Source organism: Acinetobacter sp. WA-87 (genome assembly GCF_039938935.1).
In the GTDB taxonomy this organism is placed as follows: domain Bacteria; phylum Pseudomonadota; class Gammaproteobacteria; order Pseudomonadales; family Moraxellaceae; genus Acinetobacter; species Acinetobacter seifertii.
Window position 1 is genome coordinate 132,085 of sequence record NZ_JBDUVF010000002.1, and the last position, 23,558, is coordinate 155,642.

General features: G+C 37.8%; 27 protein-coding genes. 9 read left to right on the forward strand and 18 right to left on the reverse strand.

Features of this window, described 5'->3' with window-relative positions:
* Positions 1–11: 11 nt before the first annotated feature.
* Complete coding sequence (locus tag ABFY81_RS07535) at positions 12–860, reverse strand: TauD/TfdA family dioxygenase (protein WP_347913475.1); 849 nt, start codon at positions 858–860, stop codon at positions 12–14.
* 11 nt (positions 861–871) lie between these two features.
* Complete coding sequence (locus ABFY81_RS07540) at positions 872–1,858, reverse strand: quinone oxidoreductase (RefSeq protein WP_126645863.1); 987 nt, start codon at positions 1,856–1,858, stop codon at positions 872–874.
* 339 nt (positions 1,859–2,197) lie between these two features.
* Between ABFY81_RS07540 and yddG the strand changes: the two genes are divergently transcribed.
* Positions 2,198–3,109 carry an aromatic amino acid DMT transporter YddG gene (gene yddG, locus ABFY81_RS07545; RefSeq protein ID WP_191001400.1) on the forward strand — a complete coding sequence of 304 codons (912 nt, stop codon included), beginning with the start codon at positions 2,198–2,200 and terminating at the stop codon, positions 3,107–3,109.
* A gap of 35 nt (positions 3,110–3,144) precedes the next feature.
* On the opposite strand, the gene ABFY81_RS07550 is transcribed toward yddG, so the two are convergent.
* Positions 3,145–3,834 (reverse strand): aspartate/glutamate racemase family protein, encoded by a 690-nt coding sequence (locus tag ABFY81_RS07550; protein ID WP_347913476.1) that lies wholly within the window; start codon positions 3,832–3,834, stop codon positions 3,145–3,147.
* Between the two features lie 137 nt (positions 3,835–3,971).
* On the opposite strand from ABFY81_RS07550, the gene ABFY81_RS07555 reads away from it, so the two are divergent.
* The 4 genes from ABFY81_RS07555 to ABFY81_RS07570 all read left to right on the forward strand — a co-directional run bounded on the left by ABFY81_RS07555 (position 3,972) and on the right by ABFY81_RS07570 (position 6,375).
* Entirely contained in the window at positions 3,972–4,478 is a 507-nt protein-coding gene (locus ABFY81_RS07555; RefSeq protein WP_191001398.1) for a GNAT family N-acetyltransferase, read from the forward strand.
* 150 nt (positions 4,479–4,628) lie between these two features.
* The gene (locus tag ABFY81_RS07560) at positions 4,629–5,201 is read left to right on the forward strand and encodes a nuclear transport factor 2 family protein (RefSeq protein ID WP_068933184.1); all 573 of its coding nucleotides are present in this window, start codon (positions 4,629–4,631) and stop codon (positions 5,199–5,201) included.
* Positions 5,168–5,662: a chalcone isomerase family protein gene (locus ABFY81_RS07565; protein WP_049064170.1), complete on the forward strand. Its 495-nt coding sequence runs from the start codon at positions 5,168–5,170 to the stop codon at positions 5,660–5,662. Before ABFY81_RS07560 ends, ABFY81_RS07565 begins: the two co-directional genes overlap by 34 nt.
* 17 nt (positions 5,663–5,679) lie before the next feature.
* On the forward strand, positions 5,680–6,375 hold the full coding sequence (locus ABFY81_RS07570) for a response regulator transcription factor (RefSeq protein ID WP_019458379.1): 696 nt from the start codon (positions 5,680–5,682) through the stop codon (positions 6,373–6,375).
* Here ABFY81_RS07570 and ABFY81_RS07575 read toward each other — a convergent pair.
* The 10 genes from ABFY81_RS07575 to ABFY81_RS07620 all read right to left on the reverse strand — a co-directional run bounded on the left by ABFY81_RS07575 (position 6,372) and on the right by ABFY81_RS07620 (position 16,692).
* Positions 6,372–7,700 carry a HAMP domain-containing sensor histidine kinase gene (locus tag ABFY81_RS07575; RefSeq protein ID WP_004700750.1) on the reverse strand — a complete coding sequence of 443 codons (1,329 nt, stop codon included), beginning with the start codon at positions 7,698–7,700 and terminating at the stop codon, positions 6,372–6,374. The two genes, ABFY81_RS07570 and ABFY81_RS07575, sit on opposite strands and share 4 nt — an antisense overlap.
* A gap of 29 nt (positions 7,701–7,729) precedes the next feature.
* Complete coding sequence (locus tag ABFY81_RS07580) at positions 7,730–8,779, reverse strand: cyclopropane-fatty-acyl-phospholipid synthase family protein (RefSeq protein ID WP_304456385.1); 1,050 nt, start codon at positions 8,777–8,779, stop codon at positions 7,730–7,732.
* An 8-nt stretch (positions 8,780–8,787) separates the two neighbouring features.
* The gene (locus ABFY81_RS07585) at positions 8,788–9,567 is read right to left on the reverse strand and encodes a DUF1295 domain-containing protein (protein ID WP_347913477.1); all 780 of its coding nucleotides are present in this window, start codon (positions 9,565–9,567) and stop codon (positions 8,788–8,790) included.
* 29 nt (positions 9,568–9,596) lie between these two features.
* A complete protein-coding gene (locus tag ABFY81_RS07590; protein ID WP_347913478.1) occupies positions 9,597–10,796 on the reverse strand; it encodes a cyclopropane-fatty-acyl-phospholipid synthase family protein in 1,200 nt (399 codons plus the stop codon).
* A complete protein-coding gene (locus ABFY81_RS07595) occupies positions 10,793–11,584 on the reverse strand; it encodes a DUF1365 domain-containing protein (RefSeq protein ID WP_347913479.1) in 792 nt (263 codons plus the stop codon). Before ABFY81_RS07595 ends, ABFY81_RS07590 begins: the two co-directional genes overlap by 4 nt.
* Positions 11,585–11,609: 25 nt before the next feature.
* Entirely contained in the window at positions 11,610–12,872 is a 1,263-nt protein-coding gene (locus ABFY81_RS07600; RefSeq protein WP_107972235.1) for an FAD-dependent oxidoreductase, read from the reverse strand.
* Positions 12,869–13,840 (reverse strand): acyl-CoA desaturase, encoded by a 972-nt coding sequence (locus ABFY81_RS07605; protein WP_151750232.1) that lies wholly within the window; start codon positions 13,838–13,840, stop codon positions 12,869–12,871. Before ABFY81_RS07605 ends, ABFY81_RS07600 begins: the two co-directional genes overlap by 4 nt.
* A gap of 120 nt (positions 13,841–13,960) precedes the next feature.
* Complete coding sequence (locus tag ABFY81_RS07610; RefSeq protein ID WP_347913480.1) at positions 13,961–14,524, reverse strand: lipocalin family protein; 564 nt, start codon at positions 14,522–14,524, stop codon at positions 13,961–13,963.
* Between the two features lie 96 nt (positions 14,525–14,620).
* Positions 14,621–16,024, reverse strand: coding sequence for a heavy metal sensor histidine kinase (locus ABFY81_RS07615; RefSeq protein ID WP_151762022.1), 1,404 nt, complete (start codon positions 16,022–16,024; stop codon positions 14,621–14,623).
* Positions 16,021–16,692 carry a heavy metal response regulator transcription factor gene (locus ABFY81_RS07620; protein WP_049063244.1) on the reverse strand — a complete coding sequence of 224 codons (672 nt, stop codon included), beginning with the start codon at positions 16,690–16,692 and terminating at the stop codon, positions 16,021–16,023. Before ABFY81_RS07620 ends, ABFY81_RS07615 begins: the two co-directional genes overlap by 4 nt.
* 125 nt (positions 16,693–16,817) lie before the next feature.
* Between ABFY81_RS07620 and ABFY81_RS07625 the strand changes: the two genes are divergently transcribed.
* Together ABFY81_RS07625 and uraH are read left to right on the forward strand one after the other, a co-directional pair.
* Positions 16,818–17,285, forward strand: a complete 468-nt coding sequence (locus ABFY81_RS07625; RefSeq protein WP_191013280.1) for a heme-binding protein — start codon at positions 16,818–16,820, stop codon at positions 17,283–17,285.
* 14 nt (positions 17,286–17,299) lie between these two features.
* Positions 17,300–17,701 carry a hydroxyisourate hydrolase gene (gene uraH / locus ABFY81_RS07630; RefSeq protein WP_005068395.1) on the forward strand — a complete coding sequence of 134 codons (402 nt, stop codon included), beginning with the start codon at positions 17,300–17,302 and terminating at the stop codon, positions 17,699–17,701.
* Positions 17,702–17,758: 57 nt separating this feature from the next.
* Here uraH and ABFY81_RS07635 read toward each other — a convergent pair whose 3' ends face one another.
* From ABFY81_RS07635 to ABFY81_RS07655, 5 genes are all read right to left on the reverse strand, one after another.
* On the reverse strand, positions 17,759–18,466 hold the full coding sequence (locus ABFY81_RS07635; protein WP_174723292.1) for an ABC-type transport auxiliary lipoprotein family protein: 708 nt from the start codon (positions 18,464–18,466) through the stop codon (positions 17,759–17,761).
* The gene (locus tag ABFY81_RS07640; protein ID WP_029767837.1) at positions 18,456–20,123 is read right to left on the reverse strand and encodes an MlaD family protein; all 1,668 of its coding nucleotides are present in this window, start codon (positions 20,121–20,123) and stop codon (positions 18,456–18,458) included. Before ABFY81_RS07640 ends, ABFY81_RS07635 begins: the two co-directional genes overlap by 11 nt.
* 7 nt (positions 20,124–20,130) lie before the next feature.
* The gene (locus tag ABFY81_RS07645) at positions 20,131–20,940 is read right to left on the reverse strand and encodes a paraquat-inducible protein A (RefSeq protein WP_049063254.1); all 810 of its coding nucleotides are present in this window, start codon (positions 20,938–20,940) and stop codon (positions 20,131–20,133) included.
* Positions 20,937–21,545: a paraquat-inducible protein A gene (locus ABFY81_RS07650; protein WP_347913482.1), complete on the reverse strand. Its 609-nt coding sequence runs from the start codon at positions 21,543–21,545 to the stop codon at positions 20,937–20,939. The genes ABFY81_RS07645 and ABFY81_RS07650 overlap by 4 nt, the downstream gene beginning before the upstream one ends.
* A 120-nt stretch (positions 21,546–21,665) precedes the next feature.
* A complete protein-coding gene (locus ABFY81_RS07655; RefSeq protein ID WP_347913483.1) occupies positions 21,666–22,550 on the reverse strand; it encodes a LysR substrate-binding domain-containing protein in 885 nt (294 codons plus the stop codon).
* Positions 22,551–22,642: 92 nt separating this feature from the next.
* Between ABFY81_RS07655 and ABFY81_RS07660 the strand changes: the two genes are divergently transcribed.
* Positions 22,643–22,960: a carboxymuconolactone decarboxylase family protein gene (locus ABFY81_RS07660; RefSeq protein ID WP_004700718.1), complete on the forward strand. Its 318-nt coding sequence runs from the start codon at positions 22,643–22,645 to the stop codon at positions 22,958–22,960.
* A complete protein-coding gene (locus tag ABFY81_RS07665) occupies positions 22,951–23,361 on the forward strand; it encodes a tautomerase family protein (protein ID WP_019458395.1) in 411 nt (136 codons plus the stop codon). The genes ABFY81_RS07660 and ABFY81_RS07665 overlap by 10 nt, the downstream gene beginning before the upstream one ends.
* Positions 23,362–23,558 lie beyond the last annotated feature (197 nt).

A 23,558-nucleotide genomic window follows, 5' to 3' on the forward strand; every position in this document is an offset into this window, starting at 1 on the left:
AGCCTATAGATTTAATAGGTTGCGTCACCAATAATGCCGGCCCGTTCCATTTTTCGGTGGCAAGGCGGATAATCCATGACTGCGTAATGTTGTGTGCTACGGTTATCCCAGATGGCAATGCTGTTAGGCTTCCAACGCCAACGCACTTGAAACTCAGGAATATAGGCTTGAGAAATTAAGTAACGCAGTAGTTCGGCTGCGCCCGGATTAGCATCTTGTCCAAATCTGACGCGCTCTTTGGTGTGATAGTTACTAAAGTGGGTTGTGAACGCGTTGACGTATAAAATTTTCTCGCCCGTTTCAGGATGGGTACGTACCACTGGGTGCTCAGCATCAGGGAACTTTGCTTTTAGGTCCAAGCGTTTTTCAAGCGGCATAGCCGCACCAAAACTTGCTTCTATGCTGTGATAAGCACGTAAGTCTGCAATCTTATCTTTAATATCGTCAGGTAAAGACTGATAGGCCATGACCATATTGGTCCACATGGTGTCACCACCTACAGGTGGGCATTCAACACAGTGCAACACGCATCCCATCGGTGGAACCTTGCGCCAGCTTGCATCGCTGTGCCAAGCATTTTCATAACGATCGACAGGACTTTCGGGATGTTTATAAATCTGTACCAAACCCGGATGATCAGGATGGCTACCTACCGCAGGATGATCTTCTAACTGTCCAAATTTTTCTGCAAATGCGACATGATCTTGACGAGTCAAGTGCTGATCTCGCAAGAACAACACACGATGTTTAAGTAGTTGTGTGCGAATTTCAGCAAATAATCCATCATCATAAATCGCATCAGCAAGTTTGACGCCACTGAGCTCTGCACCAATATTGCAAGTTAACTGTTCAATTTGCATAAGAAATCCCTTCAAATTACAAAGATTGATGAACCTATTGTTTTACGTGCTTCCAAATCACGATGAGCCTGCACGGCATCCTTTAGCTCATAGCGCTGATTAATTTCAATTTTGATTCGTCCATGCCGAACATGATCAAATAATTCATTTGCCAGTTCTTTCTTCTCGGCAGGATCTGCAATGTAATCTGCCAAAGCTGGACGTGTAACAAACAAGGAACCTTTCACGGCGAGTAATACTGGGTCAAAAGCAGGGATTGGACCAGAAGCTGTTCCTACACAAACCAACAAACCACGGCGTTTGAGAGAGTCTAATGAACTCATAAAAGTGGCTTGGCCAACACTATCGAAAACGACATTTACACCAACGCCACCTGTTAACTCACGTACACGCTCAGCAACATTTTCATGACTGTAGTTAATGACATGATCACAACCATGAGCTCGCGCTACGGCAGCCTTTTCTTCTGAAGATGTGGTACCGATAACAGTCAAGCCAAGTAATTTAGCCCATTGAGAAACGATCAGCCCAACACCACCTGCGGCTGCATGTAATAAAATTGAATCGCCCGCTTTAAAGTCATAAATGCGGCGCATCAGATAAGCAGCGGTCAACCCTCGCATGGTCATGGCTGCCGCTGTTTCACAAGAAATTTCTTCGGGTAATTTAATTAAAGCATTTGCTGGAATTAGACGGTGGGTGCTATATGCACCTAACGTATTTAAAAAACCTGTATACGTAACTCGATCACCGACTTTAAGCTGAGTTACTCCTTCACCTAAAGCTTCGATAACACCAGATGCTTCAACGCCCATACCATTAGGCATTGGAATTTGATAGGTTCCATTACGAAAATATGTATCGGCATAATTTAAACCGACTGCCACATGACGTAGGCGTACTTCCCCTGCTTTAGGATCTCCTACTTCTACATCCTCATAGCGCATTACTTCTGGTGTTCCTGTTCCATAGAAACGTATAGCTTTCGTCAACGTCATGTCCTATTCCATATTTTGGTTTTTTATTGAGTGCCTATAAAAGCAATAACCAAAATTACAACAGTTAGGATATGGGCCACTTTACATTTGACGACACAAGCTTAACCTTTAATGACAGCCGAACTTTACTAAAGTTGGTTTTATATTTATCTAACGAAATAAGGATTAAGTTCATACCTATGAAAAATTAAAATAATTCTAAATATTTACGATTTGTTTTTTTAAGTTAGCTTTTTAAATGTACTATTTTTTAATTAAAAATTCCTTTACCCTGACCTACTTTAACTATTTTTAACTTTCACGGTAGCTCAGGCGTTTAATTAAGTTCATTTATTTCTTATGTCAAAAAATTTAGCAACACTGATTGGTTTAAGTGCCATCCTGATGTGGGCCTCTATGGTAGGTTTTGTAAAACATATCACGACCGTCATCGGCCCAGATATTGGAATTACACTGATTTACTCCTTAAGTGCGTTGCTACTCCTTATTATTTTTAGAGCGCCAAATTTTAAGTTAATTTCTAAAAAATATTTAATTTTAGGTGCAATTTTATTTATCGCTTATGAGCTATGTTTTTCGTTTGCACTTGCCTATTCCAAGACAGCACAACAAGCGATTGAAGTAAGCATTGTGAACTACCTTTGGCCAAGCTTGACGGTTTTAGCTTTTGTCATTTTTAAAGAGCTAAAATTTAATGTATTTATTATTTTAGGCTTAATCATTTCAATTTTTGGCATTATTTTTATACAGACCGGAAATGGAGATTTTAGTCTAAGTCGAGTTATCGATAACTTTTATAGCAATCCTCTAAGTTATATTTTGGCATTTATAGGTGCCATTATTTGGGCTTTTTACTGCGTGTTGACTAAGAAAATAGGTAAAGGACAAAACCCTATTTCTATTTTCTTTATTGGCGTCGCTCTAACATTATGGTTAAAGCTATTGTTTAGTGGCCAAGCTGTTTTGCCATCACTCGATTTAAATACGACTTTATCTCTAGTATTCGCCTCCACAGCAATTGGGCTAGGTTATGCAGCATGGAATATTGGCATTATTCATGGCAACACCACCATGCTAGTAGTTGCTTCTTACTTTACGCCCATCATCTCTTCTCTGCTTGCCATGTTGGTTTTACAAACAGAGTTATCAATCAGCTTTTGGCAAGGAACGGCTATGGTTACAGCAGGTTCACTCATCTGCTGGCTTTCAACGAATTGGACAGTTATCCGTTCTTATTTTAAAAAGGATTAAAAGTAATGATGAGTAACAGAACCAGCATTAGTTTTTTACTCTAAAGCAAAATTGACAGCTTCTTTTGCATGAATGGTGGTGGTGTCAAATAACGGTACAGAAAATTTAACATCACCAATCAACATACAAATTTCAGTACAGCCTAAAATAATACCTTCGGCGCCTTCCGCAATCAGCTCCTCTACCACGGTCATATACTTTTGTTGTGAATCTGGGTTAATCACGCCTAAGCATAATTCGTCATAGATAATGCGATGTACTGTTTTGCGACTGGTTTCATTTGGAATAATCACCTCAATTCCATGGTTTTGTAATCTGGCTTTATAAAAGTCTTGCTCCATAGTGAAAGCTGTTCCCAACAGTGCAACTTTTCGGATATTTTGACTTAAAATTTCTTTTGCTGTGGTATCAGCAATATGTATAAAGGGAACCGTAATCGCCTCTTCAATTTGAGGAGCTACTTTATGCATGGTATTGGTACATAACAGTATACAATCTACCCCAGCTTTCTCTAAATTCATTGCTTGCTGAGCTAAGTATTCGCCTGCCTTTTGCCATAAACCTTTTGCTTGTAAAGCGGCTATTTCTTCAAAATCGACACTATTTAAAATGACTTTAGCCGAATGTAACTTGCCTAATTTGTTCTGAACTGTTCTATTCATTTGTTGATAATAAAGCGATGTAGACTCCCAGCTCATTCCGCCTATCAAGCCAATCGTTTTCATTCGTTTCAGTCCTTTTATTTGATCTATTCTTTATAGCCATAAAAAGCTAAACATGACTAGAAGGAAATTGCTCTCTTTATTAAATCTATAAACTGTTTTATAAAATATATTTTTTAAAACTAATTAATAAAAACTTTATGTTAGAAACAGACCGCTTATTCTTAAAACCATTTGTTCAAGAAGATTTATCTACAGTCATTGAGATGTTACAAGACAAAGATTTTATGGCTTTTTCACCTTATAGTCACTTAACACTTGAAGCTGCAACGACTCGTTTTTTTGAAATATTAGAGCATTATAAAAAGTATAATTTTGGCAAAATGGCTGTGGTCTTAAAAGATACTCATCAAATTATTGGTTATTGTGGGTTTGAAACTTGTGAAGTTGATGGCAAAACAGAAGCTGAACTAGGTTTTAGACTTATTAAAACTCAACGAAATAAAGGCTATATTGTTGAAGCTTCACTTAAGTTACTAGATGACATGAAAAATCGAAATTTTAAGCATGTGATCGCTTTTTCAGAAAAAGATAATTTACCTGCTCACAACCTATTAAATAAGCTTGGTTTTGAAAAAACCAACTCATCTAGTTATATGGATATGGATGTTATCTTCTTCAAAAAAGATCTATTATTTTTTTCATAACTATTATTCTTATAGAAAACTTTAAGTTAATGAAGATCTATTTACTTCAAAGAAGCCACCATTAAACGCACATCAAAAAATATAAGAATTCACGCAAATTTCACGACAGCCTCTTTAATTTAATCTTATAAAGTTGGCTAGGATTCATTCATGAAAATTATAACTACTGCCTTAGGGCTGATTACCTTAGTAGGTCTAACAGCATGCAAAAGTGTGCCTAGTTATTCAGGTGATTATGGTAAAGCCGAACAACAAATTACTGGTGTTACATTAAATGACGAACAAGCACTAGAGATTGGTAATCACTTTGTTGCTGCGTTTAATACTTTGGGCACACCATCCTTTGTAAGTAATGCAAGTAATCTTTATGCAGATCAGCTCTATATCAACGATACACTCTCACAGTTCTCTCAGAAAAAAGATTTGATTAAACACTTTGAGGGTATGAACACACGCGTCAGTAACGTCACAGTCAAACTCATTAGTGCAACACATCATCAAGATAGCGCTTATATCCATTGGTACATGACCTATGACTTTAAAATGCTAGGACGCTCGAAAACCATGGCTTCTTACGGAATTAGCCAAATCAAAATTAATGATCAACAGAAAATCATTTTCCAACAAGATTTCTGGGACCCAGCAAACGGTCTTTATCGTTCTTTACCTGTATTTGGAGGAGTTTATAAATGGATATTACCGTTCAAAAAAACCGAATCTTAATAGTTCTGGGTATTTTAATTGCATCTCACGCAAATGCGGCTGAACTGAAAAAATGTAGTTCAGCACCTTTAACGGTAACGAGTCAAAAAGTAGGAAATGTCAGTTACTTTGCTGAGGATTGCTTAAAAAGCTGGCAAAACCAAAGCATAAAAATGGATTTTAGCTATAACCGAGATATTCCCGAATGGGCATTTAAGCGGGCGGCAGCACACTATTTGAAGAAAAATATTAGTGGATTTGATGCAAAATCTCCACTTAATCATATTAATGAGCTTTATAGACCAATTAAGAGCGGAGATTTATATAGTCTTTATTACCAACATGAAAATCAAAAACTGGAGTTAAAATTAAATCAAAAACTACTAGGTTCTATAAATAATCCAAATGCAAATCAATATTTTAAAATCTGGTTTGGTAGCGAACCATTTAATGCTAAATTAAAACAACAACTATTAAATTAATGGCTTAATAAAATCTTATGGGTAATCACTTTATCCTCATGGTTGAGGACCATTTTGAACTGGCGGCAACAGTCTGTGAATTTCTTGAAGTGCATGGTTATGTCATCGATCATGCACGTAATTTAGATGCAGCCCGTTCTTTTCTAAAATCACAGCACTATCATCTTTTACTTCTTGATATAAATTTACCCGATGGTTCTGGTTATGACCTCTGTAATTGGTTACGTACTGAACAAGGGGTTGATATTCCAGTGCTGATGCTGACAGCCAGAGATACGTTAGACGACAAACTTAAAGGATTTACTGCTGGCACAGATGATTATTTAGTTAAGCCATTTGATTTTAATGAATTAGTGATGCGTATTCGTGCCTTAATTAAGAGAGCTGCGGGTGAAGTCGCGAATCATAAAATTCAGATTCATGATTTAATTCTTGATAGCGCAACTCAAACCGTAGTTCGCGCTGGAAACAATATTGAATTGCCACCTATTCAATTTAAACTATTAAAAATTTTGATGCGCCAGTCTCCGAAAGTGGTTACCAAGCAAGAGCTTATGATGGAGCTGTGGGGAGACGAAGAACCTGAAAGTGATGCTTTACGCAGTCATATTTATAACTTAAGAAAAATGGTAGATAAACCATTTGACCCTAAACTATTACACACAGTAGCAGGTGTCGGTTTAAAGATTGCTTTGGAAAATTCGGCCGATTAACTTAGATATACCACAACAATTAAACCTGTTGCTTGCTCTAAGTCTAATTCAGGATGTGTAGCTAAATAGTATTGCCGATCAAACAGTTCGACTCGCCATCCTAATTGTTTGCAAAGCTTCTGTACCAGTTGCAACCCAATGCCATGACCTTTAACTTTTAAAGAAAGCTGTGAATCGCTAAGCTCTTGCACCTTCACATCATTAGGTAAAGAAATTCCTATACCATTATCAGCAATAATCAAACTGTTTTTTTGCTGAATAATATCAATTTGTGAGCCTTGAGAGTAATTGAGGGCATTGCGCAAAATATTACCTAAAACCATTTTGGTCATAGAAGGATATAACCAGCGCGGTTGTTCTGCTGAGTCTGGGTGAATATGAATATGTATACCCTTACTCTCACTCATGACTTGCAAGCTTTCGACTAAGTCTCGCACAATTTGTGATAGGAAATTTTTTTCCGATGGTAGGCTTTTTACTGTATTACGTGCAATTGCGAGTAAAGTGTCGACTAATAATTGCATATCTTCAATCGTATTATGAAGTCGAACTAAGGCTTTATCATCACCGTATCTAGCCTGACAAAGCTGAACATTACCCTTTAAAATCGTAAGTGGAGTACGAAGTTCGTGACTCACATCTCCAGTGAACTCTCGCTCGCGTCGAATAAACTCACTTAAGACCTGATGATATTTTTCCAAGGCTTGTTTCAGATACTCTGCTTCCATATTGCCATTGGTATTTATATCTTTAAAAGGTGAAGCTTGTGTGTCTTGATGTGCCCAATCAATATTTTCTAATGCATTTGCCAAACGGGTAATTGGGGAAAAATAGCGTCTTGCTCTTCGGTTTGACCACCACAAAAAACTATATAAAACAGATAAACTGAACATCAGTGGAGCAAGTCCAAATAACCAAATCAGCTTATTGACGTTACTCTCGCCAAATACCAAAAGTACATGCTGTCCATTACGCTCACCGTATACGGTCATACGTTCTTTACCATCAATAAAGATTCGATGTACCCCACTCTCTAAATGCATATCTTTAAAAGGTTGAGGTGCTATCTGGGTATTCCACCGATATCCATATAAATTTTTAGTATCTGGCAAATCTGCATTTGGGTTACGATCTATACGTAACCAGTAATGTTCCATTTCCTGTTCTAGAGCGGTTTTAAGCAAAGAACCCTTAATTACCCAAGCACTACAAGCCAACCCGACTACAATCGATAATGCGATTAGAGCAATCTGCAACCAATAATATCGATTGAACATTTTTGCTAATGGATGGCTAGATTTGCCATCGCGTCGAGTTCTTATCATATCGTTATCGCCGGAATAGGCTGTAGAAATTACAAAGGTCTCTTTTTAAATAGAAAGTGACCAATGACCCATTCTTGTCCTTGCTCAAACCCAAAAAGTTCAGCACAAGCCATGAAAAAAATACGCCAGCGTTGCCACCAAATATTGGCATCTTTTCCATAGATTTTTTTAAATAACGGTTTAAGTTCTTCCTCTTGATTATCCATATTATCAAGCCAAGCATTCGCTGTTCTCATATAATGCTCACCTGACCACTGCCAGTGTTGAGCCAGTTCTAAATGCTCTTGAAAATGTAGAAAAGTGGAAGTTGAAGGCATTAAACCGCCAGTAAAGAAATACTTGGACATCCAATCATAGTCTGATTTTACTTCAAAAGGATAATGCAAAAAGCGATGACAAAAAATATGACACCAGAGTAACCCATCTGGCTTTAACCATCCCTGAATTTTTTCAAATAGACGTTGATAGTTCCGCACATGTTCAAACATTTCGACCGATACAACACGATCAAATTGGCCCTTGTCTAATTCGAGTACATTTACATCACAAGTGAGTACTTCAACATTGGTAAGCCCTCTCAACTTTGCTTGCCCGAGAATATGTTTTTTCTGAGTCGCGGAGTTTGAAACAGCCGTAATTTGTGAGCGTGGATAATTTTCCGCCATCCATAAGGTTAAAGAACCCCAACCGCAACCTAACTCTAAAATGTGTTGACCATTTTTAAGTTGTGCTCTTTCACAGTAAAGCTGAAGTGCGAACTCTTCTGCCTGATCTAAAGTTGTTGTTTTGGTTGGAAAGTAACATGCACTGTATTTAAGCCTTTTTCCAAGTACTGTCTGAAAAAACTCGGTCGGTAACTCATAGTGCTGTTCATTTGCTTTATCTGTTTCTACAGCAATTTCACTCTTTTTGAGTAAATTAAGAACGTCCATATAGCGCTGTGCCCCTTGCTCAGGGTCATAACGGCCTTCTTGAATTAAGCGCTTTTTACTTAAAGCACGAATTGCAGCTCTAATTGCATGATCTGGAATCACACCACTTTCAACAATTTTTAGAGACTGATGAACAATAAAATCCATATGAGCACCTATTTTTTTGGTCTTCGCGGAATAAACATTGAAGTTCTTTGTTGATAATCAAGATAATTTTGACCGCGGCTTTTGATTGCTTGTTTTTCACTAAATGGAATACCCGTAACGTAGTATAAAAATAGCCACATCAACACAGGATAAATCCACAATAAATATTCGTCTGCAGCTAAACCAATAATGGGATAGGCAAACCAATGTAACCATTCAAAAAAGTAATTTGGGTGTCGTGAATAACGCCATAATCCTTGATCCATGGTTTTGCCATGGTTTTCCGGATTTAACTTAAATCTGTATAACTGCTGATCGGCAAGCTGCTCACCTATGAAAGCAATTGCCATAACTACAGCTGCAATCACTAAAGCGATTTTATATTCACTACTCCATAGGCCTACTTCTACGTTAAGCAGTGTCCACATTGGCAAGAAGAACAAAAGCACTAAAAGTGTTTGAAATATAAAGAATAATAAAAAGCCAAAATGCTGGAACTTACCCATAGCCTGACGCATATTTGCATATCGACCATCTTCTTTTTGTTCAGACTGATAACGTCTTAACAGGTGCCAAAATAGTCTTAAAAACCATAGACCGCTAAACACGCCGATAAATAGCCTTACTTCAACTGGAGCAACTGAAATGAGTAAAGAAGACACAATAATATTAATTGCCAGACAGAAGCTCCAAGCAGCATCTACTATTCCAGCACGACCATTTAGAGTTGCAAGTAACCAGCTTATCAACATGATAAGTAAGTCCAGAATGAGCAAATTCCATAACATGAGCTGTCTCCTTGCTAAAGGTGTTTGAACTAGTAACTGGTACTTTCAAACAACAAGTGAACATTGCTTATCACGCCTTCTTTAAAACCGCCCTCGCAATAACATAAATAGAAATCCCACATGCGAATGAAGTTTTCATCGAAACCTAGAGCCAATACCTCTTCCCTTGCAGCTAAAAAACGCTCTCGCCAATGATGAAGTGTTTCCGCATAACTTAGACCAATGTCATTTAAATACTTTAGCCTTAAACCACTCTCAGACGCGGTTTGAGTTAATACACTCACACTCGGAATGAAGCTACCGGGAAAAATATAGCGTTTAATGTAGTCAACAGTATTGAGTGCTTTTTTATAGCGAAAATCTTCAATGGTGATGGCTTGAATAAGAGCCAAACCTTTAGGTTTTAAAAGTGCTCTACATTGATCAAAATATGTCGATAGATACTGTGCACCAACTGCTTCAACCATTTCAATTGAAACCAGCTTATCAAACTTACCTTCGAGCAAACGGTAGTCTTTTAATTGCACATCAATACGATGTGCTAAACCTGCTTCATTTACGCGGGTAATCGCTTCATCGTATTGGGCTTGCGAAATGGTAATGGTAGTCACTCGGCAGCCATAATGCTGAGCGGCATAAATTGCAAAACCACCCCAACCACTTCCGATTTCCACCAAGTGATCTAATGGTTTTAAATCCAACTTTTTACAGATAATTTCTTTTTTTAAATCTGATGCTTCTTCGAGTGTCATATTTTCATTTTCAAAAACGGCGCTCGAATACATTAAAGATGGATCTAAAAATAATTTAAAAAAATCATTACTTAAGTCGTAGTGCTCGGCAATATTTTTACGGCTACCACTTATAGAATTCTTTCTATTTTTATACCAAGCTTTAAGAAAAAACTGGCTCGCTTGGGCAAACATATTTTGATTAAGCTGGTCTAATACATCTCGATTACGCGCCAAGATCTGAATCAACTCGACAAGTTGCTGGCTGCTCCAATCTCCACGGATATAACCTTCTGCTGCACCTAAAACGCCATTTTTTAAAATGAGTTCCATCAATAAAGGATTATGTACTTCAACCACAGCATGCAAGTCTGATACTTCACCCACCGTACCATTCCATGCACCCTGAAAAGTAATCTGCCCATGACGTAATTTGAGAAGGCTTTTGAGTAGTAATGGTAGTGAGTCATCTTCACCATACAGAAATGTTTTTATCATGTCTTATCTACCTTGATCTTTTTAGGGTGACGATAAAATGGCACTTTTTTTCGCCACAACTTAAATGCCTCTAAATATATTGAAAACAGCATTTTAAAAGGCGCCAAGCTGTTATTAACAGCATATCGATATTGTTGTGAAGGAAATGTGATGGGTATAAGTTCAAAGCGCATAGTGGCGTCAAAGACTTGATTTTGTTCTTCAAAGAGCTGCATATGAATGACATTTTGTTGATCTGAAAAACTAAACCGCCAACGGTAAGTCAACTGCATAGGCATAAACGGCGAAACATGAAATGATTTTTCAAATTTAAAATCAAAACTTTCATAATCCTTTATGTGACTGTATTGGTTTGTACAATCATGAACATAAACTTTTCGTTCATTCCAAGGGGTGTTGGTAATTTCACTAACAATAAATACAGGTTTTCCAGTTTTAGTTAGAACAAAATAAAATACGACCGAGTTAAAACGAAAACCTAAACATCGAGGTAAAGCCAATACTCTGATTTGCCAGTCTGGTCGGAAATGTGAGTTGTTATTTTGAAGTATTGCTTTCTCTACTTTATCCCTTATAGAGCCACGATACATATTTAAAAAATCATTTTCAGATAGTTTTAGTACATTCCAATGATCGGTAGACCAAAGTGAGCAATCTTTTGAAATTTCATTTAATTGATCTGGATCGAACCATAAATAATTTAAAGTCGAAGTGAATTGGTGCTCTTTAGGGCTATAACGTCTATGACGAATAAGTGCAGGAGCTATAGCAAGTTTATTTAATAACATTTGAGAAGCCTCCTGCTTTTAAAATTTATAACGCTAAGATTTGCTCTACAACACGAGCTGCACTACGGGCCCCATCTTCATGAAAGCCCCACCCCCAATACGCTCCACAAAATGAAGTACGATTTTGTCCATTAATCTCTTGCCAGCGTGATTGGGCTTGAATTGCTTTTGCATCAAATACCGGATGACGATACTGACGTTCCACCAAAATATCCTCGGGTTTAATTTTCATATTTGGATTTAAGGTAGAGAAAATTTGAGTTTTGCAGGATAAGTTCTGCAAATTATTCATCCAATATGTAAACCCGTAATGTATAGCGGACGTATCATTTTCAACTTGTGATGTTGGCGTTACATGTACATGCCAACTTGCCCACTGCAAACGGCTTTTAGGCATAATCGAAAGATCACGGTGAACTACCATTCGATTATCTTGATAACCAAATTGGCTTAATATTTCTTGTTCCAGAGATGACGCATCTTTTAATAAACTTAGGCTATCGTCAGCGTGGCTTGCAAAAATGACCCAGTCATATTGTGATTGTCCTTCAACGGTTTCAATCAACACCTTTTCTTGCGAACGGCTCACAGCTTTTACTTCAGCAAACTTCCATTCAAGAGATGGGCAGTTCTTTTGAATCGCACGAATATAACTTGCCGAACCGTGTTTGACTGTTTGCCATTGCGGACGTTCTTTTAGCTGTAACATGCGATGATGCTGAAAAAAGCTCACCACAAATCGATATGGAATTTGACCTACTTGCTCAACCGGAGCCGACCATAAGGCACCGCACATCGGATAAAGATGCTCATAACGGAACTCATGACTATATTTGTGTTGGTCTAAATATTCTTCTATGGTTAAAGTAGGCTCAATATCTGCCACATCAATATTCTTATTGTCATCATAAAAACGCAGCAAGTCTGACAACATTTGCAGAAACTTTCGGTTTAAAAAGTTTTGCGGACGCGCAAACAGCGACCATTTTTTGGAAGGGTTATATTGAAGCCCACTCACCAGATTATTTACCGAAAAACTCATATCGCTGCTTTGAGTTTCTACACCTAATTTTTTTAGCATATCGGTAAATAACGGATAGTTATAATCATTAAACACAATAAAACCACTATCTACCGCGACTTTAGCACCGTCAATATTCAGCTCATGCGTGTCAGTATGACCACCAAAATAGTTATTTTTTTCATATACCGTAACCTGATGTTGTTTTGACAATTTCCAAGCGGTATAAAGCCCCGATATACCTGAACCAATAATGGCAATCTTCATAACACTTCCCCATTTTCAATTTTTTCTATTGGTAGATCTTTAATTTTTTTATATTGGTAAACTTTATTCGGTACGGGTTTTAACCCCCATACCAAACCAAATAAAGACATGACTTTGAGAATATAAAAGGTGATATCAATCTGCCACCAATGAAAACCTTGTCGCACACTGCCCGCGTAAAAGTGATGGTTGTTGTGCCAGCCTTCACCTAGCGTAATTAGAGAAAGTAGAAAGTTATTACGGCTATCATCTGGGGTATTAAACTCACGTGAACCATAGCGATGAGCAAGCGAGTTAATACATAAAGTTGCATGAATTAGAAGAACAGTAGAAATCACAAATCCCCACACTAAAAGTTGTAAGCCATTTGTCCCTAGTTCGGGATGATGTTGTCCTAACCATGAACCTAAACCATAAATTGCCAAAGCCGTCAAAATCACAATAGGCAGACAAAATCGATCAAGCAAAATTAGTTCTGGATATTTCAACCAGTCTTTAATGACTTTTTTTCGAGTGGCAAAATTTTGCTCATTTAAAAACCAACCAACATGTGAATACCAAAAGCCTGCTTTTGCTGAATGAGGATCTTGATCGGTGTCGGTAAAATGATGATGATAACGGTGATGCGCTGCCCACCATAATGGTCCGCGCTGCGCGCTCATGGTTCCAATGAGTACAAATATGAATTGAACAATACGTGAGGTTTGAAAAGTTTTATGCGAAAGATAACGGTGAAAAAAAGCGGTAATCGCAAACATACGTATAAAATAAAAACCGAGCATAAAGATCACAGCGAACCAAGACACGCCGACCCAAAATGCAGCCAAACAAGCGATATGTAATAAAATAAAAGGAATAATTCTTAACCATTGAATTTTCTTCTCAATGACATATTCGCTAGACGTATCCATTTGCGCATTTTCTGGATCTGACCAGCTATCGATCCAGCGTAGAAAAAATTTAGACATTGATTCTTCCTGATCTAAAGCATTTCTTTTCTGTTTTCAATTTAGAAAATGCGCAATGAATTTTATGTGAAGATCTTAAAATTACGAATAAAATTTAAGATCTTCTTCATCAGTTATTTTCTATTTAGACTGTGTAGTTTTAACAAGTTTAGAAACATCATAACCATACTGTTTCGCAGTTTGCAGATAAGACTGGTATGTCGCTTCATCAAGTTGAGAGCTACGAGAAAGAATCCATAAATATTTATGGCTAGGGCCACCCACTAAAGCAACCTTATAGTCCTGATCTACTCTTAGAACCCAATAATCACCCTTGGTAAAAGGAATCCATCTGAGACCAGAAGGTAAAAAGCTCACCTTTAATTTACTGTTACCTTCATTTTGCGGATAAGCCACACCTTCAGATGAAATCATTTCACCTTTTTTATTGGTACAGCTATTTAATACACCTACGGTTTTGTCCGCGTTAATAGAATAGTTTGCTGTCGTATTGGCTACACAATTACGCTGAAAAAACATAGGTAAATGCGCAATTTCATACCACTTACCTGCATATTTATTAATATCAATAGACTCAACCGCGACAGGTTTGGTGTTGTTGTCTGCATACGTACTAAAAGGAAGCGCTACACTAACCATAGCAAGGCCAGTGCTCACAACAAGTGATTTAAATGATAATTTCACAATGATCCTCCTATATTTATTTAATATGCTTAACCATACTCCAAAGTGCTGTGAACAAAGTGTGAATTTTAAAAATTAATGAGCGCTATTAAGTATTTAATTTAATATTTTTGAAGTGTCTAGAACTGGAAAATCAAGCTCAAAGCACACACCTTCAACCGTGTTATAAACCCAGTAAAGACCCTCATGTAAATCCATAATTGAAGCGACAATTGATAAACCTAATCCACCTGACTGGTTCTCATCACTTCGACTTGAGTGGCATTGGTAGAATCTTTCAAAAAGATGCTCAAGTTGATGTTCAGCAATTGAAATACCACTGGTTATCACACTTAGGCTCACCACTTTCTTGTGATCAAGTGTCTTATATTTACTTTTAATAAAAATAGTTCGCTTATTCCCACCATGAACCAGTGCATTTAAAATCAAGTTATAAACTGCTCTTTGAAATAGCTCAGGATCTGCAAATAACTTTTGGGCTTCTAAATTTAAACTAAAATGGCAGTGTTGTTCCTCGGCTTGATATTCAAAAATTTGGCATAGGTTATCTATAACGTCTTGGATATTTATATCTTGTTTGTTTACAAGAACCATTCTCTGATCGGCTCTTGCCAAGAAAAGCATGCTATCAATCATGCGTTTTAATCTGTGGTAGTCGTCTAAATGAGACACCAGCAAATCTTCATATTGCTCAACCGAACGTTCACCAGTTAAAGCAATCTCGGTTTGCCCAATCAAATTATTTAAAGGCGTACGGAACTCATGAGCGATATCTTCAGAAAAACGGTTGAGCTGCGTATAGCCTTTTTCAATACGCTCAAGCATGTGGTTTATATCTTTTGAAAGCAGCTCAACTTCTAAAGGAGAATTTGAGAGATTTAACCGTTTCTGTAGCTGGTTTACGTTAATAGAGTGAGTTTGCTTGCGAAGCTGTTGTAGCGACCGTAAACCTAAATGGCACGCTAAAATGCAAAGCAAAAAGATTGCAAACACGCCCCCGACCACATACATCAAAAGACTTTCTTGAAAAGGTAAAAGAATATTGATGCGTTCCGACCACTGTTTACCTGCAATGAGCAAATAAGGCTCTTGATTAATCGTTATGGTTTTCCAAGCAATTCGGGTTGGATATGGGTTATTGGCTAAATCTTGAAATTGAAGAGTGTTTTTTTCTGCAAACTCAGGTAACTGAATATGAAGCGGATTGATATTAATTAAAGCTTTGTGTTTATGGATGAGCAGAAACAAGTTGTCTTGGTTGCCAAGCATGTTTTGATATAGTTTAGGCCGCGCAATAATTTGCTCTACATTTTCGCTGTCTTGTAGCAAAATTTCCAAACGGTTAATTCGCTCTGCTAAAGCTTTATCTTGCTGCTTTAATAAAATCTGGTTAATACCTAAATAGGTCATAAAGCCGACGGAACATAAAATTAAAGCAGAACAAAGCGTGACCAGTAATGTAATACGGACTTCGAGCGAACGTAGTAATTTAAAGTTCATAAGCTAACCGAAATTTTATAGCCCAAGCCACGTATGGTATGAATGAGTTTTAACTCATAGCCTTCATCAATTTTGCTTCGTAAACGGCGTACCGCGACGTCAATAAAGTTGGTATCGGTGTCAAAGTTAATATTCCAAACCTCAGAACCAATTTGTCTACGCGTCACGATTTGCTCTTTATTGACCAATAAATAACGTAATAAGTTAAATTCGGTTTTACTCAGTTCGATTAAGTTGCCACTACGCCATACTTTATGACCAACCAAATCCATTTTTAAATCGCTAATAGACAGCTCATTTTCTTGCAGATATTGCTGTCTTCTTAACAAACTTTTAATGCGTGCCAATAGTTCAATATAGGAAAACGGTTTAGCCAGATAATCATCCGCACCCAACTCTAATCCTTTCACTCTATCTATGACCTGATCTTTTGCCGTTAAGAAAATCACCGGAATTTTTGAAAACTGGCGGAGTACTTGTAATACGCTCCAGCCGTCTATGTCCGGCAACATCACATCAAGAATAAGCAAATCATATTGATCTCTTTTTAGCATTTCCAAACCTTGAAGCCCTAAGTGAACACACTCTGCTTGATAGCCGGATTCTTTTAATCCTTTGACCAAATAAGTGGCGATCTTGATCTCGTCTTCAATAATAAGGATACGCATTTTGTAGAGACTCATTTGAAAGATGACAACTTTGTAATGTGATTGTCATGCTTGAAATTAAGCAATTTGTTTAAGATTTTCAAAGCGACATAGAGGCAATCAACATGAAAAAATTGAACTGGCTGATGTTAACAGCCGTGCTATTCGGTAATAGTACTTTTGCACAGCCCCCTGCTTTGAATCAAGTTTATTCGTTAGATCTAAAAACCGCCCACCTTTTAGCTGACAGTGCTAAAGAGGCATGCAAAAAATTAAATCAAAACATCGCGGTTGTTGTTGTAGATCGCGGCGGTAATCCTTTAACTGCCGAACGGCATGAGCTGGTGGGTCCACATAATTTAATGGCTGCCGAGAAAAAAGCCTATACCGCGTTATCTACCAAAACATCGACCTTAGTTTTAATCCAAAACAGTAACCAAAACCCCGATGCAAAAAATTTAACCACCGTAGCGAATTTACTTTTGTTAGGCGGTGGCGTACCTGTTCGTTTTGAGAACCAAGTAATCGGAGCAATTGGCGTTGCGGGTGCTGGCGGTGCACAAAATGACAATCAATGTGCAAGCAAAGCCATTGAAACCGTTTTTAATTCATAAGGAGTTAGTTCAACATGACAAAATCATTTATTGCTTTATCTTCGTTATTTATAGCTTCGGCTACATTTGCACAAACTAATCCGCTGAGTGTGCATGTGTTAAATTTAGAAACGGGTTTACCCTCTTCTCAGGTTGAAGTCGTTTTAGAAAAAAACACCAATAATCAGTGGGTAAAACTCAACCAGCAAGTGACCGATTCAAATGGTCGTATTACTGCACTCTATCCAGAAAATAAGAAACTTGAGCAAGGCGTTTATAAAGTTACCTTTAAAACTGAAGACTGGTTTAAAAAGAACAAACAGCAAACGTTCTTTAGTGAAGTACCTGTGATTTTTAAAGTGGACGGCAGCGTAAACCACTACCATATTCCATTACTGCTCAGCCCTTACGGTTACTCAACCTACAGAGGCAACTAAAATAAAAAAGCCTTTATCTGTTTTTAAACAGATAAAGGCTTGTGTTAGAAAATTTTACTACGAACAAACACCATTCGTGATCACTACTTTTTTGTTTGAATCTAATGCCACAATTGAAGAAGAAACCGAATTAATAATCTGGCCCATCGCCTCACTTGAAGCACTTACAATTGCATCCATTTTCTTAGCTTTCTGATCAATTGGCTGTTTAAACGCAATTCGACAATTGAGCTGAGATCCTGCATTGGTAATGACTTTTGGATTAGATGACTCTAATTGAGTTGGGGGTATTTGACGCTTCACGACCCAAGACACCGCAATATTAATATAACTTTTATCAACAATATCAAAATGAGAAAAGTCTGTAGAAACTCGATATAAAGGCTGATTGTTTCCAGCAAGCCCACTGCTATAACTGTCAATTGCGCCTAATTTTTGCTGTAAACCTGCCGATAGAGTATCGCGTAATTGTGTACTCATAGTCGACGTCCAGCGCTCATTGTTTAACACTGTAGACTTGCCACTACTGTCTTGCAGCACCAAAGGCGCACGGTCTAAACGGTCTGGCAGTCCAACAGGTAGAACTTCAATGACTCGAATACTTGAGCTAACTGCCGGAGTTATTTTAGGACTAATCGTATAGTAGTTCGGTGTTGGTGAACTCGAACAGGCCGTCATAGCAACTGCCATAAAAAACAGGCCGCTCCCAAGCAGCCATTTGGCTGCTTTAGGATGTTGAAAAGATAGAGTGTTTTTATTTTTCATCATCGGCCTCTGGTGTCTTACCACGAATAATTGATTCAGGATGTTGCTCAATATAATCTGCCATGAGCTGTAATGAAGCTGCTGCACGTGTCATTTGCTGCAATGCTTTACGTACGTCTTGTTGTAACGGCGCATCGCTTGACAAGATAGACTCAGATGATCTTACAGTTTTGCGAACATCATCCAAAGTTGCTTGTAAACCAGGTGCAACTTTACCATCTAACTGTTTAACCAGCTTGTCGGTAGACTCAATAGCTGTATTCATATTCTTAAGCGTTTTACGAACATCTTGCCCAATTTCAACTAATGGGAATTTAGTTAACTTATCAGCAATTTGAGAAACCTGTGCCTGTAAGCCACTCAACTCTGTTGGAGTGGTTGGAATCACTACACGGTTATCACTCAAAATTTGTAAACTAGCTGGTTTCGCTTTAGGGAACTTATCTAAGGCAATATAGTTTTGGCCTGTTAAGAGGTTGCCCGTTCTCATCTGCGCACGCCATCCATGCTCAACAAAATCTTTGAAAATGTTGCTATTTGGATTGAGTGCCTGTCCATTTTCAACACGTGACGGATAAATGACAGCCTCAACCCGCATACGAATTTGCTTATAGTTATTATAGAACTCCGCATTAATCGATTTAACATTACCAATTTCAATACCCATGAAATCAATTGGCGCACCAGCAGCTAAACCGCGAAGTGAATGATCGAAGTACATAATCACGCCACGTGGCTGACCATCTGGTTCTTTGAGCGCATCGGATTTTGAGTCCCAAAGATTAAAGCTGCTCTTATTGGCCGCTACAGTCGCATTTGAGTTTTCAGGGAAACCAAAAGCAATACCGCCAGCAACAATACTTGCAAGCGACTGAGTATCTAAATTAAAGCCTGAAGCATTCAAACTCACATCTATACCACTTGCTTGCCAAAAGCGTGCATCTGTAGTCACAAACTTATCATACGGTGCACGAATAAAAGTCTGAAGCTGCACACTTTTACCGTCATCAGCTAGCTTATAAGCAGTAATTTGCCCGACGTTAATTCGGCGGTAATAAATCGGCGACCCGATATCTAAAGATCCCAAGTCATCGGCTTTCAAAAAGAATTCTTTACCCGGTACATCGGAAGTAATCACTGGTGGTATTTCTAAACCCGTAAATTCAAGTTTTTTCTCGGGTGACTTACCGCCATCTACTTCAATATATGAACCTGACAATAAGGTGTCTATGCCTGAAACGCCACCTGTCCCAATACGTGGTCGTACTACCCAAAAACGTGAATCTTGCGCGGCAAAGTTGCTGGCATTTTTACGTAAATCAATTCGCGCAATAATATGTGAGCGGTCATCGGCTAGATCAATTTGCCGTACAACACCAATATCAACCTGCTTGTAGCGCACAGTTGTTTTACCTGCAACTAAGCCTTCTGCTGTACGAAAAGATACTTCAATTGTTGGCCCATTAGAAAGCAACGCTTTCACTGCGAGTGAAAGTGCAATTAAAAGTGCAACCAATGGAACTATCCAAATTAATAGAGGTTTCCACCGATTTTTCTTTTCTTGCGGTTCTGGTAAATCATTCATGTTTTCCAGTTCAACATCAGTCTCATGATGATCTGATGTACCGCCGTTTGTTTTGTTTTCAGACATACTCATTTTTCTTTTATTGACTGGGATTAATGGAATCATTATTCAAGGACGAATGCTCTGCCTGAATAACTGTGGTTTTTTCCGAAGAAAAATCATTGGGTTTATTGGTGTTTTGGGATGCGTAAAAATTATCCCAAATAATACGTGGGTCAAAACTTAAAGATGCAAACATGGTTAAGACTACAACTGCACCAAAAGCAATTGAACCTGGCCCTGCCAAAATAGTCGCAAGCGATTGAATCTGAATAAGTGCAGTTAATAAAGCGACCACAAAGACGTCAATCATAGACCAACGTCCGACAAACTCTACAATTCGGTAAAGTTTGATACATTGCTCTGGTGAAAATTTCCAAGCTGCCGATGACTGTATATATACAACCAATAATAGGAAATACAAAATAAATAGCTTAAGCATCGGAATAAAAATACTGGCCATGAAAATGACCACCGACACTAAATAGTCTCCATTTTGCCAAAAATAAATCACACCACTCATGATGGTGTCTTTCTGGCTGCCTAAAAGTGAATCGGTTATTGTCATCGGCAGTACATTAGCCGGTATATACAAAATAGTTGCAGCAACAACTAGAGCAAAGGTACGGTTTAGACTTCCCTGTTTGCGCTCATGCAATACACTACGACATCTAACGCAGCGTAAAACTTTATTCTTTTTAGCAGCGACTACTTTATCTATTTTTGATGAGTTTAATAACCCACAGCAGTGACACAATATCAGCGATAGATCTTTGGCTCGTGGATATTGCTTTAGAACCATATCGGTATTTTCGGCCTTGAGTGCAGTCACTTTTTTTATCGTTTTCATAGTTGTGACCTATCAATTTCGTTCCATATATCGCTCACCTTTATGGACGTAATATAAACCATCAATAGGCTCAAAACCGCAAATGCCCACAAGGCAATTTCTGGAATAACAAGCACCATACCCATTAACTTTACAAGGGTGACCAAAATTCCAATCAGGAATACCTCAACCATTCCCCACACTCTCATAAAATAAAGCGTTCGTAAGGCAACTACTAAAAACTTTGGTCGTCTTTTAAATATACTGACCGTACCCAGTACATAGGTCATTAATAACAAATATGAAAGTGGCACAATAAACGTGGTAATTAAAATTAAGACACCGACAAAAGCTCGATCATAATGAAACATGACCCATACGGCACCCAATAAAGTGGTTTCAGATATATTCCCTTGCAGTTCAATCTTTACAATCGGAAAGCTATTGGCAATAACAAATACGATTAAGGCCGTTAAAATGAGGGCCAATAAAGTCGTAAATGGCTTAGTATACCGATAAAGCTCTGCACCACAGCAAACACAATAAGCTCTTTTTCCATAAGCAAGCGGAACTCTACGATAGACGGTATCGCACTCCTCGCAACCTGCTAATTCTTTAAGCTTCATAGGCATACTCTAAGGGCTATTATTTAACTGTTTTACACAAACTCTTTTATTACTAAGTTAAATTAAAATATAAAGCAATCTAAAAACTATACTGGGCAATACAAATTTGAGAATAAAAAATTACCGCAGATGCTGTTCAATATATTGTTGAAACTGCTGAATAATATGTACTGATTGTGTGGTGGAATTGAAATAAAGACCAAAGTTTAAAGTCTCCAGTTCAGGCAGTACATCAGTTTCTATGGTCTGAATATCTAGTGGAATTTGAAAACATGATCTTAGACTAATGCCAATCCCCGCCCGTATAGCAGGCCATAGCCCTTGGACTGAGTTACACTCATAAGCAATATGCCAAGCAATACCCTTTTTCTCAAGTACCTCAATCGCCATTTGCCTTAAAATACAAGGTTGCTGTAATACCACAAGTGGTATGGAGGCTCTATTTTCAATGATTTGCAAGATATGGGGATGAGGACAGAATAACCATTTTGTCTCTACACTTTTAAGCTCATGAAAGTTTTCAATTACTGGTTTTTGCTGCCATATAAGTGCTAAATCAAGCTCTTGCTTTTGTACTTTATCAATCAAGTTAAGGTTGCGGTCAACCCGAATTTGAAACTGTACGTTTGGATGCTGAAACATAAACTGAGCGATAAGTTGCTGTAAGGTTCCTTCAGCAAAATCTTCTTGTAAACCAAAACGAATGACTCCACTCGCTTGAGTCTGATGCAGCTTTAAAAGCACAGTATCGTTCAAAGCCAACATGTTTTTTGCATGGCTCAACAATAATTCACCACTTGGGGTTAATTCTAATAGCCGCCCCTGTTTTCTAAGAAGCTGGCAACCTGTTTGTTGCTCTAGCTTTTTTAATTGCGCACTAATTGCGGCCGGTGAACGACATAAGTGTTGTGCTGCTAGCTGATAACTCCCAAGCTCGATTCCTTTAACGAATGCACGTAAGGCATCTAAATCAAGATTGGTTGGGGGTTTAGTATAATCATTCATAAAAACCGAATTATTAGTTAGAAAAGTTTTGATTTTTTTAACTATACCAAACTGCCATATTAGCAACAACAGCATCAATGTTGAGATCTAAAATGTTCAGAAAAATTGATATTCATAATTTGGAAATGATTTCGCCCAAACTTTATGAGTTCGGCAAAGACTATTTATTTGCGGATATCTGGCAAAGACAGATGCTTGATACTCAAACACGTTGTTTTATTACGATCACTGCGCTTGTTTTACAAGGGCGTTATTCGCAGCTTGAATGGCATATAAAAAATGCCTTAACTGAAGGCATCACGAAAGAACAAATTATTGAAGCTATTACCCATATTGCTTTTTATGCAGGCTTACCTACGGCAATTTCAGCACTTGAACATATGCCAGAGGAGATATGGTCATGCCCATGATTCGCTTTACAACCAGTTATGCATATACAGATCATGAAAAAGCTCAGATATCAAAAATTGTGCAGACTTGTATGGAAAGTTATTTTGATACTCCCCCAAATGATTGCTTTCATTTCTTTGAGCACTTGGCTCAAGGCAATATATATGTTGATCCTGATTACTGGGTGGAGTCTTCCCGCACTGAAAAATTCATGCTGCTATACATCACTTCCGGTAAAGCCAGAACAGCTCAGCAAAAATCAGATTTAATGCAGCATGTAACAGCACAGCTCCATCAAAAATTTAAGATTCCAGAGCAAGATGTCATGTTTGTGATTGTGCAAAATAGCCCAGAAGATTGGTGCTTTGGTCATGCGCTACGAGCAGATATTTACTTAAAAATGTTAGCTTCGAAACAGTAATTTCAAAGTTTTAAATCGCTATAAGCCACTATTTTTAAGGTAATAAATATTTTTAAATATCAAGCTTCCATAACACGAAGCTTTTTATTTAAAAATGAAAATCCCTCAAGTTGAGTTTATATTGTTTCTTTAAAATAAGTCTTATTATGAAGATTTATTTAAATGTATTCCAAATATATTAAACTTTAAATTATGCT

Bases quoted from the DNA above. Each gene is read 5' to 3' on its own strand.
- ABFY81_RS07615 (WP_151762022.1), bottom strand. From the start codon at position 16,024: ATGAACTTTAAATTACTACGTTCGCTCGAAGTCCGTATTACATTACTG.
- ABFY81_RS07535 (WP_347913475.1), bottom strand. From the start codon at position 860: ATGCAAATTGAACAGTTAACTTGCAATATTGGTGCAGAGCTCAGTGGC.
- ABFY81_RS07650 (WP_347913482.1), bottom strand. From the start codon at position 21,545: ATGAAGCTTAAAGAATTAGCAGGTTGCGAGGAGTGCGATACCGTCTAT.
- ABFY81_RS07655 (WP_347913483.1), bottom strand. From the start codon at position 22,550: ATGAATGATTATACTAAACCCCCAACCAATCTTGATTTAGATGCCTTA.
- ABFY81_RS07550 (WP_347913476.1), bottom strand. From the start codon at position 3,834: ATGAAAACGATTGGCTTGATAGGCGGAATGAGCTGGGAGTCTACATCG.
- ABFY81_RS07590 (WP_347913478.1), bottom strand. From the start codon at position 10,796: ATGATAAAAACATTTCTGTATGGTGAAGATGACTCACTACCATTACTA.
- ABFY81_RS07620 (WP_049063244.1), bottom strand. From the start codon at position 16,692: ATGCGTATCCTTATTATTGAAGACGAGATCAAGATCGCCACTTATTTG.
- ABFY81_RS07560 (WP_068933184.1), top strand. From the start codon at position 4,629: ATGAAAATTATAACTACTGCCTTAGGGCTGATTACCTTAGTAGGTCTA.
- ABFY81_RS07570 (WP_019458379.1), top strand. From the start codon at position 5,680: ATGGGTAATCACTTTATCCTCATGGTTGAGGACCATTTTGAACTGGCG.
- ABFY81_RS07565 (WP_049064170.1), top strand. From the start codon at position 5,168: ATGGATATTACCGTTCAAAAAAACCGAATCTTAATAGTTCTGGGTATT.
- uraH (WP_005068395.1), top strand. From the start codon at position 17,300: ATGACAAAATCATTTATTGCTTTATCTTCGTTATTTATAGCTTCGGCT.
- ABFY81_RS07605 (WP_151750232.1), bottom strand. From the start codon at position 13,840: ATGTCTAAATTTTTTCTACGCTGGATCGATAGCTGGTCAGATCCAGAA.
- ABFY81_RS07660 (WP_004700718.1), top strand. From the start codon at position 22,643: ATGTTCAGAAAAATTGATATTCATAATTTGGAAATGATTTCGCCCAAA.
- ABFY81_RS07555 (WP_191001398.1), top strand. From the start codon at position 3,972: ATGTTAGAAACAGACCGCTTATTCTTAAAACCATTTGTTCAAGAAGAT.
- ABFY81_RS07580 (WP_304456385.1), bottom strand. From the start codon at position 8,779: ATGGATTTTATTGTTCATCAGTCTCTAAAAATTGTTGAAAGTGGTGTG.
- ABFY81_RS07640 (WP_029767837.1), bottom strand. From the start codon at position 20,123: ATGAGTATGTCTGAAAACAAAACAAACGGCGGTACATCAGATCATCAT.
- ABFY81_RS07625 (WP_191013280.1), top strand. From the start codon at position 16,818: ATGTTAACAGCCGTGCTATTCGGTAATAGTACTTTTGCACAGCCCCCT.
- ABFY81_RS07585 (WP_347913477.1), bottom strand. From the start codon at position 9,567: ATGTTATGGAATTTGCTCATTCTGGACTTACTTATCATGTTGATAAGC.
- ABFY81_RS07665 (WP_019458395.1), top strand. From the start codon at position 22,951: ATGCCCATGATTCGCTTTACAACCAGTTATGCATATACAGATCATGAA.
- ABFY81_RS07575 (WP_004700750.1), bottom strand. From the start codon at position 7,700: ATGATAAGAACTCGACGCGATGGCAAATCTAGCCATCCATTAGCAAAA.
- ABFY81_RS07600 (WP_107972235.1), bottom strand. From the start codon at position 12,872: ATGAAGATTGCCATTATTGGTTCAGGTATATCGGGGCTTTATACCGCT.
- ABFY81_RS07595 (WP_347913479.1), bottom strand. From the start codon at position 11,584: ATGTTATTAAATAAACTTGCTATAGCTCCTGCACTTATTCGTCATAGA.
- yddG (WP_191001400.1), top strand. From the start codon at position 2,198: ATGTCAAAAAATTTAGCAACACTGATTGGTTTAAGTGCCATCCTGATG.
- ABFY81_RS07540 (WP_126645863.1), bottom strand. From the start codon at position 1,858: ATGACGTTGACGAAAGCTATACGTTTCTATGGAACAGGAACACCAGAA.
- ABFY81_RS07645 (WP_049063254.1), bottom strand. From the start codon at position 20,940: ATGAAAACGATAAAAAAAGTGACTGCACTCAAGGCCGAAAATACCGAT.
- ABFY81_RS07635 (WP_174723292.1), bottom strand. From the start codon at position 18,466: ATGAAAAATAAAAACACTCTATCTTTTCAACATCCTAAAGCAGCCAAA.